The sequence below is a fragment of the Shinella zoogloeoides genome (assembly GCF_020883495.1).
Classification (GTDB): Bacteria; Pseudomonadota; Alphaproteobacteria; order Rhizobiales; family Rhizobiaceae; genus Shinella; species Shinella zoogloeoides.
This window is the reverse complement of sequence record NZ_CP086610.1, coordinates 1,136,216-1,149,615: the sequence shown is the minus strand read 5'-3', so window position 1 is coordinate 1,149,615 and position 13,400 is coordinate 1,136,216. Positions and strand designations below refer to the sequence as shown.

Annotated in this window: 16 protein-coding genes; 10 read left to right on the top strand and 6 right to left on the bottom strand. The window is 63.5% G+C overall.

Annotated elements, in window-relative coordinates:
• The first annotated feature begins 79 nt into the window (after positions 1–79).
• The 9 genes from K8M09_RS05705 to K8M09_RS05665 all read left to right on the top strand — a co-directional run bounded on the left by K8M09_RS05705 (position 80) and on the right by K8M09_RS05665 (position 7,932).
• Complete coding sequence (locus tag K8M09_RS05705; RefSeq protein ID WP_160784856.1) at positions 80–1,336, top strand: phage tail sheath protein; 1,257 nt, start codon at positions 80–82, stop codon at positions 1,334–1,336.
• Positions 1,337–1,348: 12 nt separating this feature from the next.
• Positions 1,349–1,891, top strand: a complete 543-nt coding sequence (locus K8M09_RS05700) for a phage major tail tube protein (RefSeq protein ID WP_160784857.1) — start codon at positions 1,349–1,351, stop codon at positions 1,889–1,891.
• Between the two features lie 71 nt (positions 1,892–1,962).
• Positions 1,963–2,463, top strand: a complete 501-nt coding sequence (locus K8M09_RS05695; protein ID WP_160784858.1) for a phage tail assembly protein — start codon at positions 1,963–1,965, stop codon at positions 2,461–2,463.
• 355 nt (positions 2,464–2,818) lie between these two features.
• Positions 2,819–4,708 carry a phage tail tape measure protein gene (locus K8M09_RS05690; RefSeq protein WP_160784859.1) on the top strand — a complete coding sequence of 630 codons (1,890 nt, stop codon included), beginning with the start codon at positions 2,819–2,821 and terminating at the stop codon, positions 4,706–4,708.
• On the top strand, positions 4,705–5,172 hold the full coding sequence (locus K8M09_RS05685; RefSeq protein WP_160784860.1) for a phage tail protein: 468 nt from the start codon (positions 4,705–4,707) through the stop codon (positions 5,170–5,172). Before K8M09_RS05690 ends, K8M09_RS05685 begins: the two co-directional genes overlap by 4 nt.
• A complete protein-coding gene (locus tag K8M09_RS05680) occupies positions 5,169–5,390 on the top strand; it encodes a tail protein X (RefSeq protein ID WP_160784861.1) in 222 nt (73 codons plus the stop codon). The genes K8M09_RS05685 and K8M09_RS05680 overlap by 4 nt, the downstream gene beginning before the upstream one ends.
• Before the next feature lie 2 nt (positions 5,391–5,392).
• A complete protein-coding gene (locus K8M09_RS05675; protein WP_160784862.1) occupies positions 5,393–6,400 on the top strand; it encodes a phage late control D family protein in 1,008 nt (335 codons plus the stop codon).
• A gap of 134 nt (positions 6,401–6,534) precedes the next feature.
• Positions 6,535–7,341 carry a DNA adenine methylase gene (locus K8M09_RS05670; protein ID WP_160784863.1) on the top strand — a complete coding sequence of 269 codons (807 nt, stop codon included), beginning with the start codon at positions 6,535–6,537 and terminating at the stop codon, positions 7,339–7,341.
• A 105-nt stretch (positions 7,342–7,446) separates the two neighbouring features.
• Positions 7,447–7,932: a hypothetical protein gene (locus K8M09_RS05665; protein ID WP_160784864.1), complete on the top strand. Its 486-nt coding sequence runs from the start codon at positions 7,447–7,449 to the stop codon at positions 7,930–7,932.
• A 349-nt stretch (positions 7,933–8,281) separates the two neighbouring features.
• Here K8M09_RS05665 and K8M09_RS05660 read toward each other — a convergent pair whose 3' ends face one another.
• The 6 genes from K8M09_RS05660 to K8M09_RS05635 form a co-directional block, all read right to left on the bottom strand.
• A complete protein-coding gene (locus K8M09_RS05660) occupies positions 8,282–8,812 on the bottom strand; it encodes a MerR family transcriptional regulator (protein ID WP_160784865.1) in 531 nt (176 codons plus the stop codon).
• A gap of 201 nt (positions 8,813–9,013) precedes the next feature.
• On the bottom strand, positions 9,014–9,352 hold the full coding sequence (locus K8M09_RS05655; RefSeq protein WP_023513396.1) for an integration host factor subunit alpha: 339 nt from the start codon (positions 9,350–9,352) through the stop codon (positions 9,014–9,016).
• 99 nt (positions 9,353–9,451) lie between these two features.
• Positions 9,452–10,423, bottom strand: a complete 972-nt coding sequence (locus tag K8M09_RS05650; RefSeq protein ID WP_160784866.1) for a beta-ketoacyl-ACP synthase III — start codon at positions 10,421–10,423, stop codon at positions 9,452–9,454.
• Between the two features lies 1 nt (position 10,424).
• Positions 10,425–11,480 (bottom strand): phosphate acyltransferase PlsX, encoded by a 1,056-nt coding sequence (plsX, locus tag K8M09_RS05645; protein WP_160784867.1) that lies wholly within the window; start codon positions 11,478–11,480, stop codon positions 10,425–10,427.
• 130 nt (positions 11,481–11,610) lie between these two features.
• The gene (locus K8M09_RS05640) at positions 11,611–12,165 is read right to left on the bottom strand and encodes a YceD family protein (protein ID WP_160784868.1); all 555 of its coding nucleotides are present in this window, start codon (positions 12,163–12,165) and stop codon (positions 11,611–11,613) included.
• 20 nt (positions 12,166–12,185) lie between these two features.
• A complete protein-coding gene (locus K8M09_RS05635; protein WP_160785014.1) occupies positions 12,186–12,740 on the bottom strand; it encodes a ubiquinol-cytochrome C chaperone family protein in 555 nt (184 codons plus the stop codon).
• 152 nt (positions 12,741–12,892) lie between these two features.
• Between K8M09_RS05635 and K8M09_RS05630 the strand changes: the two genes are divergently transcribed.
• On the top strand, positions 12,893–13,357 hold the full coding sequence (locus K8M09_RS05630; protein ID WP_160785015.1) for an outer membrane protein assembly factor BamE: 465 nt from the start codon (positions 12,893–12,895) through the stop codon (positions 13,355–13,357).
• Positions 13,358–13,400: the final 43 nt, after the last annotated feature.

Genomic DNA, 13,400 nt, shown 5'->3' with positions numbered 1-13,400 from the left:
CTGACAACTGTCAGCCCTTTTTCTATTCCGCCCACGCCTAACGTCGCCCCAGCTTTGAACCATTCAGCAGGGACGACCAATGTCAGGCACCACGGACTTCGTCGGCGTACGCGGGTTTTCGAACCTGCGCAGCACCGTCGCCAAGATCGACACGCGCAACAGCACCGTCGTCGGCGTCTGCCTGCCGGCACCCGCTGCCGACAATACCGTTTTCCCGCTCGACGAGCCGGTGCGCCTGTCGATCGACGATCCCGAGCAGGTCGAGAAGCTCGGCGAAGGTATCGCCCGCGACACCATCGACCAGTTCCTGACGGAGGGCATCGTCACCGATCTCGCCTTCGTCCGCTCCCAGCATTCGATCCTGACCGATCCGGCCGCAAAGCTGGATGCGGAAATCAACGCCATCGTCGGCAGCGCCGGGTCCAAGACGGGTCTGTGGGCGCTGCTCGACGCCAAGAGCCACATCAAGATCGAACCCGGCTGCATCATCGCGCCCGGCTATATGGCGCACCGCATCGGTGGCGCGACCAATGCCGTCGCCGCAACGGCCCGCACGATCTCAGACCGCATCATCGACTGCATCGTCATCGCCGATACGCCGTCCTCGTCCGTGGAAGCCGCCATCGAATGGGCCGAGGACTTCGCGACCGCCCTCAACGTCGTCGCCATGTATCCGGCCGGCGTGGTGAACCTCGGCGCAGGCAACGTCACGCGGCCGATCTCGGCCAACGTCGCCGCCGCCATGGTCCGCCGCGACAAGGAGACCGGCGGCCCCTACAAGGCATTCTGGAACCGCCCGCTGCAGGGCGTCCTCGCGCCGTCCGTCCCGGTCGGCTACACCGATGGCGATGTCAGCTCCGAGGCGAACCTGCTCGCCCAGGCGGGCGTCGGCAGCATCATCGAGGGCAATCTGCTGTGGGCGCCCTTCACCACGGCAACGGACCCGACCGTGAAGAGCTGGCGGTCCATCAAGAAAATCCGCACCCGCCGCGCCGTCGAGAAGGCGATGCTGCGGCCGCTGCGCCAGTACATGTCCGAGGACATCACCGGCCACGTCGTCTCGCTCATCTATCGGGCGGCAGACCAGTTCCTGGGCGATCTCGTAACCCTCGGCGCGCTCATCGACTACGAGCTGATCTGGTCGAAGGCCATGAACCCGGCAACCTTGCTGGAGGCCGGCGGCCTGCGCACGAAGATGCGCTGGGCCGAAACGCCCGACCTCGTCGATCTGCAACTCTATGACGAAGCCATGCCGGAAGCCTTTGACGTGCTTAAGGCCGCGATCGCCTCGGCGCTCTCGCAGCTCGGCCTGTCGAACGTCCGCGTCACCGCCTAAAGGAGAATTCTCATGGATGGCCTGATCAGAGGTGCCAACTGGTACTGCGGCGAGATCAACCAGCGCCTGCGCGCCGATGAAACCACTCTGCCGGTGCTCCGCCGCGAGATGATGCAGCTCGTCATGGGCGGTGGGTGGTTTTCGTTCGAGCTACCGGCCGAAGTGCAGCCGCTCACCGCCGAGATGACGGTGGAAGGGGTCCACAAGGACCTCAAGGCCCGGTTCGGCCGCGAACCCGGCGACTGGACGACGGTCTCGTACTACGAGAACCTGCTGAATGTCTTCCCGTCGAACTCGACTGGGGAGGCCGCCAACGGCGCGGCGCAGAACCTCGGTCGCGTCGTATTTCTGAAGGGGCTGCTCAATGAGTACGCCCAGGCGGGCGTGAAGGGGCAGAAGTCGAGTGGGAAGACCCGGCTCATCTGGTCGTCAATCGTGCTCTACCACGACATCATGGACGGCCAGACCGTCCACAAGTTCGATGTCCAGAACAACACCCTGATTATCGAGGGTGTCAATTATACCGCTGAGCATAACCGCATGATCCGCGCCTGATCGAGCGTGGTTGCGGATGCTTCTTCGCCGGCCGTGTCCAATGGCTGGCTCTGCTTTGAGGAGGTTTCAAAATGGTTTCGAACGACCAGCAGACCATGCAGATCGAGACGGTGCAGGAGAAAGGTAATCCGCTCGCCGCCAAGGTCGAGGAAATACCGCTACCGCCTGTTGACCAGTGGGAGGCACTGGACAATTCCGGCCGCAAGCCGGCGGCAGCGCCGACCGCGCATCAGGACACGGTGGTGGCGGAAGGCAGCGAGCCGATCGCCGAGCTTCAGTTCCTGGGCAGCACGCATATGAAGGAGTTGACGCTTCAGCACCCCTTCATGCGCGACGGGGTCACCGTCTCCACCATCACTGTGCGCAGGCTCCGTATCGGCGACATCGACCGTTTCATCAAGCGCGCCCGCACCGGCAGTTTCTCGACCTTCGAGATTTACGCCGAGATGACCCGGCTTCCGGTGGATGTGCTGCGGGGCCTTATCGACGAGGACGGCGACGCGGTCACCGACGCGTGCTACGATTTTTTGCCCCGCTCACTCCGGCCGGAACCCGAGCCGCAGGAGAGCTGAGGAGCTGGCGGGCCTATGTCGCCCGGGTTTCCTCCTATCTCCATACGCCGCTCCCGGCCGTCATGGACATGTGGTGGGATGACATCCTGCTCTGGCACGAGGAGGCCCGGATGATCCACCGAGAAACCTTCGGCCTGCTTGTCCCGCGGGCCGCCAGCCAGGCAGGAACATCGCCGTGACCTTGGACGTCGCCCTTCGCCTTCGCCTTCAAAACCAGTTTTCGCGGGAAGCCAAGGTCGTAGAGCGCGACCTGAAGGACTTGCGCGGTGAAGCGCAGAAGCTCGGTTCTGCGGGCGGAGCCGACAAGCTCGGCAAGAACATTCGCGATGTCGGCCGCGAGGCCAAGCGGGCGGAAATGCCGGTCCGCGATCTCGACCGGCAGGCCCGCAAGCTCAACCAGATTTCCACGAGCAAGGCCGAGAAGGAGATCAAGGCGCTCGGCACGGCCGGCGTTAAGGCCAAGCGCGATCTCGACGGTCTCGGCCACAAGCTCCGGGAGATCAACCGGGCGGATGCCGGAAAGTTCGATCGGATGAACACCTCTGCCGGCAGGCTCAACAGCACGGTCGGCCTCATCGGCGCAACGGCTTCGGGGGCGTTTGCCGGGCTTATGGCGTTCGCCTCGGCCGATAACATCATTCGCGGCCTGGAAGAGCTGACCGGCCGCTTTCGGGATTTGAACCGAGAGGTGGCTTCCGTCGCCGTGACGGCCGAGATGCGCACGCCCGAAGCGGTCGCCAGCATCGGCTCCTCGAACGAAAAGCTAGCCCTGCGCTATGGTTTGCAGCAGGGAAGCGTCAACCAGGCGCGCAATGCCTATGCAGCGGTCGGCATCGATCTCGGTTCGCAGGAGAACATCCTTGACCCGACGCTGAAGGCAGCCGTGTCGGGCGACACCAGCGGCGAGACCATCGCTACCGCCATTATCGCCGCCAAGCAGAACCTCGGCGTGAAAGACAGCGAAGTCCCCGCCGCGCTCGACATGATGGCCAAGGGCGGCAAGCTCGGCGGCTTCAACCTCGGCGCTATGGCGAAGAATTTTCCGGCGCTCGGTGCCATGATGGCAGGAACGGGCCGACAGGGGCTTGCTGGATGGGGCGAACTGGTCGCGCTCTCGCAGGTCGTTAGGACAACGGCGGGCAGCGAGGACGAGGCGGCGAACAACCTTCGCAACCTGCTCGGCAAGCTGACATCCCAGGACACCGTCAAAAACTTCAAGGAAAAAGGCGTCGATCTCGAACAGGTCAAGAAGCAGGCCGACGCGACCGGGAAGCCTTACCTGACAGCCGTAATGGACGAGATCATGCGGCTGACCGGCGGCAACGAGTTCGAGGTCAACGAACTGTTCGGAGACCAGCAAGCGAAGCTGGCGCTCGCACCGCTCCTCAACAACCGGAAAATGTACGACGACTTCCTGTCGCAGATCATGAACAACAGTACGGGGAACCTGGACGAGGACTACGAGTTCCTCCGCAAGACACCGAAGGAAAAAGCCAACCGGCGAGGCGCGGCGCTTGAAGCCACCGGCCTGAAGATCGGCGAGAAGTGGGACTGGCTCACGGAACCATTCCGGGAATGGTTCGTAGGTACGGTGAACCCGGACTATCGGCGGCAAGAGGATGCCGTAGAGCGCCGCCAGGGCTTGCTCGGCGAGGACCCGGCGGCGATCAAGGCGGAAATAGCGGCGCGGTTTAAGGCCATGGCCGACTTGCCCCGGGCCAAGGGTGACGGCCCCGATCTCCTTCAATCGCAGCGCGATAATCTCAGCCTGGAAATCAAGAACCTCGAAATGTACCTCGACGAGGTGCAGCGCGCACAGGGCGGCGATGGCGGGGCGCTCGGCAAGAGCACAGGGGCAATCCCCATTCCCAAGCTCAAGAGCGTGGAACAGAAGCTCGGCGGCGACCTTTCACCCGCCGCCAGCCAAGCCATGCAGAGCTACAACGAGAAGCTCGGCAGCGAGTTGGACCGCGCCGTCGCGCTCTCGGCCGAGAAAGCGGCGGAGATGCAGCGCTTGCTGAACTTCACGGCCCAGCCGACGATCCAGCCGAACTTTATTCCACCGGTTGGTGGTGGCGCGGCCGCGACGACGGGCCAGCAGCATACGTCCGTCTCGCCGACCTCCAACAGGTTCAACCAGACGATCGTTTCGCCGAATTCGATGCATGCCGCACGGCAAAGTCGGCGCGAGATCCAGAAGGCGCAGGCGCGGACCCTCTATGATACCGGCCGGAGGCTGGCATGAGCGCCTTGAAGCCCTATGGCGCGCTTATCTCGATCGGCGGCGCGATCCTCTACACGGTTGGCCTCAACCCGCAGCGCATCAGCTATTCCTCGACCGCGCGCTTTCCTGTGCATTCGGTGCAGTCCGGTTTCCGCGTTCAGAAAACGGGCGTCGATCCCGAGCGCATCACCCTTGAGGCCGTGACATTCCCGCACGTCGTCGGCGGCCTCGATGCCTATGCCATCTTGAAGGCGCACCATCGCGCCCAGTCCGTCGTTCCCTATGTTCGGCTGCGCGGCAATTACCTGGGCGACGTCAACGGCCTCTGCGTCATCGAGACGGTCGACACCGACGAGGAGCGCCTTCACCCGTTCGACGGCGTCGGCCGAAAGGTGGACGTGTCCCTCGGCCTCCTGCTGCTGCCGCCCTCGGCCGCGCTCGGCGGTGGGCTGAACATCATCAATCTCGGAGGCCTGCTCGGATGACCTATCCCGTCCCGCTTGGCGGCGAACGGATCGACCGGATCGCGCGCAAGCTCATGCAGACAGAGAACCGGGGCACCGTGGAGGCGCTGCTGGAGGCAAATCCCGGCCTTGCGGCAATGATGACCGCCGCGATCGTGCCGGCCGAAACCGTGGTCCGCCTGCCGGCCGCGTTCACGCCGAAGACCGCCGCCAAGCGCTTCGTGCTCGCCTGGGAGTAATCATGCGCAAGCCCGTCGTTCAGATTATCGGCACCTCCGGCACCGACCTCCTTCCCGGCTGGGGCAGCGCCGTCATGGCCGTCCGCTTCACCGACTGCGAGGGCGGCGAGGCCGACGAGCTGGAGATCGATTTCTCCGTTGCGCCGCCTTTACAGGCACCGCCGGCCAAGGGCACGAAGTATCGTCTCCTCTATGGATGGGACGCGTCGGCGCTGAAGGATGCCGGTCTCTTCACCTTCCAGAACGCCAGCTTGAACTTCGATCCCGAAAGCGGCTGGGTAATGACGGTCACATGCCGGTCGGCCGACTTCGTTGATGCCGACAAGGCGGCAGATATGGAGCATTTCGAGGAGACGACGGCCGGCGACATCTTCCGCAAGCTTGCCACCGGCGTCGGCAAGCGCGCCACCGTGCATCCCTCGATCGACGACATCGCCATCCCGTACCGTCTCCGCCACCAGCAATCGGCCATGGGGTTCGCCCAGGCGTTTGCGGACGAGCTGGGTGCGACGGTTAAGCCCGCGAACGGCCGCTGGCTCATCACCATGAAGAACAGCGGCGAGACGGCAGGCGGCACGACGATCCCGACGCTCACGATCTCGGCCGACGACGTGACATCTTGCGGTCTCTCGACCGAAGGCCGCCCGGAGTATGGCGAGGTGCAGGCGAGTTACTTCGATGAGGACCGGGGCTTTTCCCGGCTGGAGGCCGCACGGGGCCTCGGCCAGGACGCCCGCTTCCTCGCCCTTCATCCAGCACCGTCGCCCGGCGAGGCGAAGCAGCGCAGCAAGGCCGAGGCGCTCGACCTCGCCCGCGCGACGATCGACGGGAACATCACCGTCGAAGGCGACGAGCAGGCCATGGCCGGCGCGCCTATCGAACTGATCGGCTTCGGGGGATGGGCGGGGCTGAACATGGTCGCGCAGACCATCACCCACGAATTCACATTTGACGAGAGCGGAGGGTGGTTGATGACGCCGGAATTTGCGGCGCGAACGAAGACAGGTTGACGGATGCCGGGGACGTGTCCCCGAGGCGGGCCTAGATTGGCGTCCAACCCGCCTGACAGCAGTGAGCACAACCGTCGCATCCGACCTCGGCAGAGCCGAGGCGGCACATGTGACTGAGTCGTGGGTTATTTGATATGGTGAATTTGCAGCCGGTCGCTCCGGTTTCCCCCGCCGCTCCCTATATCGGCGGCAAGCGCGTGCTCTCGAAGGCGATCATCAAGAAGATCAACGCCATGCCGCATGATGGCTATGCGGAGCCTTTCGTTGGCATGGGCGGCGTCTTCCTGCGCCGGACCATGCAGCCCAGCATGGAGGCGATCAACGATATCAGTGGGGACGTGGCGAACCTGTTCCGCATCCTTCAGCGGCACTACCCGCAGTTCATGGAGGTTCTTCGGTTCCAGATCACGAGCCGGCGCGAATATGAACGGCTGCAGAGGACGGACCCAACGACGTTGACCGACCTCGAACGCGCAGCGCGGTTCCTCTATCTGCAGCGTCTGGCATTCGGGGGGAAGGTTTCGGGGCGCAATTTCGGCGTCGACAAGGCGCGCGGCGCACGGTTCAACCTTCTGAAGCTTGCCCCGCTCTTGGAAGACATCCACGAACGCCTTGCCGGCGTCGTCATTGAATGCCTGTCTTGGCGAACTTTTATCGAGCGGTACGATCGGCCGGGGATGCTCTTCTATCTGGACCCACCATACTGGGGGAACGAAGAGGATTACGGCTCGGACGTCTTCAGTCGGGCTGAATTCGCCGACATGGCCTCAACTTTGAAGACCCTTCGAAGCCAGTTCATCCTGTCTCTGAACGCCACACCGGGCGTTTACGAGACCTTCAAAGAGTTCGAGATCGAGGAAGTCGATTGCACCTATTCCATCGCTGGAAAAGGGCGGAGCAAAACCGTGCGTGAGGTCATTATCACGAGAGGTGGCACTTGAGCCTCGGTGGCGTCAGCTCGCTCGTGCACTGCTAGACAGAATATGGTCGGCGGCGGTATCGAAGACAGGCATCGCCGCGACGGCATTCAACTATGAGGTGGCTAGATGAAGAAGATCGTTACCGGGACCATAGCGGCGTTGGCGGTTCTCGTTTGCACAGGCCTTCCTGCGCTGGGAGGGGAAGTGCGGATAGAGATCGATGCTGAGGGTTACTCAGAGGCTGACGCGATGGTTGCGTTGGAAATCTTTCGCCGAAATTGCCGGCCACTTGGGGATGAATTCTGGAGCGACGTCACCGAGGCGCGAGTGGATATCCGCCAAGAGACCGCCCCGCACCGGCTAGCTCGGGGCTGGAAGGCGGACGTCCACTTGTCCCTTAAGTATTCTGACGAGCCGCAGGTTGGCCCCAGCTACGCATCAGGAGCTGGAATTCTGAGAGGCCACACACTTCACTACAATCTCGGCGGCGGCGAGACGCCCGGTTTCCTAGCCACCAAGCAGTCGTCGCAATATCTCTGCGGATTGTCATTCGACGACAAGGGGGACGATCTGTTTGTACCCGTCCCGGAATTCATTTTTCTTGATCGCTAGCCGTTGGCCTTCTCATAGGGCAGCGGCGATAAAATTGCTGCCACTTGAATTTGCGCGCCGCGCCATTTGATTTTGCGCGCTACAATAATCCCGGATTTCCAGCGCGGGGTCACAGCGCTCCCCCACATCACGCCCGCCGCAACGGACGCGCGAATGCATTTCCCGATATTTCTTTGCACAGCCGTACCGGATTCGCCGAATCAGACCTTCCCGCGCATTAGACGAAAGTCGTAGAGTGCTGTCGTTCGCTTGTCATTTGCGAACACTCCCCCGCGTCACAAGAGCCAAGCGTGACGCCTGTTTGCCCCGCCATCGGCGGGGCTTTTTCGTATGGGGATTGCGAGGCGGGCTATCGCACCTGATCGAGCAGGCGCTTGCATTCGAGGAGGTCGTAGAGCGCTTCCTGGAGCAGAGCGCGATCCTCCTTGCCGACGCTCGTCTTGCCGAGCGAGATTTCCGGCGCCTCGTCGCTGCCGCCGACAAAGGAGAAGAAGCGGCGGCTGGCGGGGGCCTTGGCGCGACCGACGATCTGGTCCTCGTCGCTGCCGGCCTTCGGCGGCGTCGGGTCCTCGTGGCTGGCGGCGGCAAGGGCCTCGACGGTGGCAAGGTCGCCGCTGGCGATCGCCGCCACGAACCTGTTGCCGTTGACCTTGAGCAGCTTCTGGACGCCCTTGATCGTATAGCCGTGATCGTAGAGCAGGTGGCGGATGCCTTTCAGCAGGTCCACATCCTCGGGCCGGTAATAGCGCCGCCCGCCGCCGCGCTTCATCGGCTTGATCTGCGTGAAGCGCGTTTCCCAGAAGCGCAGGACATGCTGCGGCAGGTCGAGGTCGTCGGCGACCTCGCTGATGGTGCGGAAAGCGTCCGGACTCTTGTCCATTCTATCCTCGATGAAAGCTCATAGGGGCGCACGCCGAGGGCGCTGCCGAATCGCATTCATTTCAGCGGCTTGCCGGGCGATATTCAAGTTTCAAATCGTACGCGGCGCGCCAATCGGCCGAAAAACCGCAAAATCCGGCGGCGGCCGGGTAGCGCCGGCCTCCCCTTTCGCGAAGAGGTTGCCGCGCCCGGCCGCAGGCCGTCAGGAAGCGGGCGAAGCCGGCTTCTGCTTCGCCTTGCGGGAAAGATGCGACTTCAGCACCCGCTGCTTCAGCACATTCGACGCCTTGAAGGTCATCACGCGGCGCGGCGAGATCGGCACTTCCTCGCCGGTCTTGGGGTTGCGGCCGATGCGCTCGTTCTTGTCACGCACCTGGAAGGTGGCGAAGGAGGAGAGCTTCACACTCTCGCCCCGCACGATGGCGTTGCAGATCTCGTCGATCACGGTTTCGACGAGTTCCGCCGATTCGGTTCTGGAAAGGCCGACCTTCCGGAAAACCGATTCGGCCAAATCTGCGCGTGTCACCGTCTTGCCGCTCATCGTTCCTCACCGATTTCCTATTGAAAGCGTATGGTTAGTGGCGGAAGAGTATTGTCCTTGCCCCCTCGGGTCAAGCGGCCCCGTGGAAGCAGCTCCGCCCTACCAGCGCAGCAGCACCGCGCCCCAGGTGAAACCGCCGCCCATGGCTTCGAGAAGCACGAGGTCGCCTTCCTTGATGCGGCCGTCCGCGGCCGCCGCGGCGAGCGCCAGCGGGATCGACGCGGCGGAGGTGTTGCCGTGCTGGTCGACGGTGATGACGACCTTCTCCAGCGGAATGCCGAGCTTCTTGGCCGAGCCGTCGATGATGCGCTTGTTGGCCTGGTGCGGCACCAGCCAGTCGATATCCTCGGCGGTGAAGCCGGTCGCGTCGAAGGCTGAGACGATGACGTCGGTGATCATGCCGACCGCATGCTTGAAGACCTCGCGGCCCTCCATGCGCAGATGGCCGACCGTGCCCGTGGTGGAGGGGCCGCCGTCGACATAGAGCTTGTCGCGGTGCGCGCCGTCGGAGCGGAGCTGCGTCGTCAGCACGCCGCGGTCCGTGGTGTCGCCCCGGCTTTCCTGCGCTTCCAGCACGATGGCGCCCGCGCCGTCGCCGAAGAGCACGCAGGTCGTGCGGTCCGTCCAGTCGAGGATGCGCGAGAAGGTTTCCGAGCCGATGACGAGAGCGCGCTTTGCGAGGCCGCCACGGATATAGGCATCCGCCGTCGTCACCGCATAGACGAAACCGGAACAGACCGCCTGCAGGTCGAAGGCGAAGCCGTGATGCATGCCGAGGCGGTTCTGGATATTGACGGCGGTCGCCGGGAAGGTGTTGTCGGGCGTCGAGGTGGCGACGACGATAAGGTCGATATCGGCGGCGGTGAGGCCCGCCCGGTCGAGCGCCGCACGCGCGGCCGCCTCGCCGAGCGAAGCGGTGGTCTCGCCCTCGCCGGCGATGTAGCGCTGGCGGATGCCGGTGCGCTGCACGATCCATTCATCGGACGTGTCGACCATGCTTTCCATTTCGGCATTGGTGACTACCCGTTTCGGAAGCGCCGTTCCGAAACCGCGGACCACTGAACGAATCATTCTATACCCCGTCGTTCACGCCCTGGGCGCCTTCGACAGGCCGGCCCGCGTGATACTTCTGCAAATCGTTTTCGATCTTGTCCTTGAGGCCGTTGCGGACCATGTCGTAGCCGACATCGACCGCTGCGGCGAAGCCCTCGGCGTCCGTGCCACCGTGGCTCTTGATGACGATGCCGTTGAGGCCGAGGAACACGCCGCCATTGACCTTGCGCGGGTCCATCTTCTCGCGCACCCGGTCGAACGCGCCCTTGGCGAGGAGATAGCCGAGCTTGGCGAGCAGGGTGCGCGACATGGCCGCACGCAGATATTCGGCGATCTGACGGGCCGTGCCCTCCGCCGCCTTCAATGCGATATTGCCCGCAAAACCTTCCGTCACCACGACGTCCACCGTGCCGCGACCGATATCGTCGCCCTCGACGAAGCCGTAATAGTCAATCGTGTCGAAATTGGCCTCGCGGATGAGCTGGCCGGCGGCCTTGACCTCTTCCTGGCCCTTGATCTCCTCGACGCCGACATTGAGCAGGCCCAGCGTCGGCCTGTCGATCTCGAACAGGGCGCGCGCCATGGCGCCGCCCATCAGCGCGAAGTCGAAGAGCTGGTTGGCGTCGGCGCCGATGGTCGCACCGATATCGAGCACGATGCTCTCGCCCTTCAGCGTCGGCCAGATGCCGGCAATCGCCGGGCGCTCGATATTGGCCATCATACGCAGGCAGAACTTCGACATGGCCATCAGCGCGCCGGTATTGCCGGCGGAGACGGCGACATCGGCCTGCCCCTTCGCCACGGCGTCGATGGACTGCCACATGGAGGATTTGCCGCGGCCGCGCCGCAGCGCCTGGCTCGGCTTCTCGTCCATGGCGACGGCGACGTCGCAATGATGGAAGGTGCTTGCGGCCTTCAGCTTCGGATGCTGCGCCAGAAGCGGCTCGCATTCAGCGGCATTGCCAAAGAGAACGAAGCGGATTTCGGGATGGCGCTCGAGGGCCTTGGCTGCGCCGGGGATGGCGACCTTCGGACCGAAATCGCCACCCATGACGTCGACGGAAATTCTGACCACGCGAGTCTTGCCTACCTTCTTGGCCGTATTTTCTTGTCCCGGCGGCACGAGGGCCGCTCTAGCGGAATTCGGCCAAAATACCGCTTTTCGCCGGGTGTACAACTGAATTATCGGGCGCTTGCCGGGCCGTTCAGTCTTTTTTCCAGTCCTTCAGAACCGCGAAGGGCGAGGGTTTGCGGTCGTCCTTGTCCGTGCTCTCGATATGACCGGCAAAGCCGGTATCGGCCTTGCGCGGATAGGGATCGATGGCGAGCGCCACATGCTCGGCGGCAACTTCCCCGGCATCGATGCTGTCGCCGGTGAAGATTTCCGGCGCGTCGGGGCCATCAGGGTCGAGCAGCATTTCGCCGCTCTCGCTCGCCAGCGGCAGCCGCGCCAGCTTGGAGCCTTCCGGCACGAAGACCACCTCGACCGGCTCGTCGATATGGCTTTCCACCGGATCGAGCGTCACCACGCAGGTTTGCACGATATCGGCGCTCACACGGCCCTTGAGCCGCACGCCGTCGCGCTTCCAGCGGCGCACCTCGAAGGTCGCGGTCAGCGCCTTCACCTCCAGGATGGACCAGAGCTTCGCCAGCCCCGCCCGCTCCGCGGCATCCGCGCTGATCGTCACCTCGACCGGATTGGCCGAGATATGCCCGACCTTGACCGGATAGGAGAACGGCGTGTCGTCGTCTTTCTTCATCGTCTGCCTTCCAGCCGCCTTCAGGCGGCGTATCCCTGCGGACCCGGCTCCGCCACCCAGAGCGCGCCGGTCTCTATCTCGCTTTCCCCGACATCCGCCATCGCCTTTTCGGCAATGAAGAGATACCCGGCCAGCGCCTCCATCGTCGGGGCGGCGTCGCCGGCCTCCGGGTGAATGTTCCGCGCCAGCGCCGTCGCCAGCGCCGCGCGGTCGCCGCTATCGAGCGCCGCCGCGTAGGATTCCAGCCGGCCGTAGAACATGCCGGCGAATTTCTTCATGCGCTTGGGCACGCCGACATCGCCGACGCCCAGCTCGCGAATCGAATGATCGACGTCCTCGAAGAAGGCGTCGACGATCTCCTGGGCGATCTCCTGGCCGGAGGTGGCGCTTGCGCGCGTTCGCCGGAAGTAGAGGATCAGCATCGCCGACAGCATCTCGAAACGGCCTATGACCGTGTCAGGAACGTCAAGCGCTTCATAGAGATAGGGATGGCGCGCCGCCTTTGTCAGGGTCGCATACTGCTTTTCGACGATGCGCCGGTTACCGTTTTTTTTGCCGAACAGGCCGAAAATCATCATAAAGCCTAGTTTTGCCCGATTCAAACCATGGAGCCGTCGCAAGTCATGTTGCATGACGCTCGAAGCTGGTTTACCGAAGCAGGCATGAATTGCAATGGCTGCGCGGCCATCATAGTCCCGGGGAAATTGTGAAGAGAGATTATGTGAATATGAAGCTGTTGCGTAACGCCGCCGTTGCCGTCACCCTCTCCGCTTCCGTTCTTGCGGCCTGCCAGGGTCCGAGCGAAGTTCTCTATCAGGGTTATGTCGTCGATCAGGAAACGCTGGCGCTGGCTCCTGTCGGCTCCTCGCGCGAGCAGGTCCTCCTGTCGCTCGGCACGCCGTCCGCGACCGCGACCTTCGACAACGAAGTCTTCTACTACATCTCGCAGAAGCGCAAACGCTCCGCTGCCTTCATGAAGCCGAAGATCGTCGAGCAGAGCGTGCTCGCCGTCTATTTCGACAAGGACGGCAATGTCGAGCGCCTTGGCCACTACACGATGCAGGACGGCAAGGTCTTCGACATGATCGCACGCGTGACGCCCACGGGCGGCGCCGAGACGACCTTCCTCGGCCAGTTGCTGCGCGGCGGCGCAAGCCCCGGCAACATGATGAAGAACCTGATGAGCAACTGACGCTCATCCGATCTCAAAAAGAAACCGCGGGGATCACTCCCCG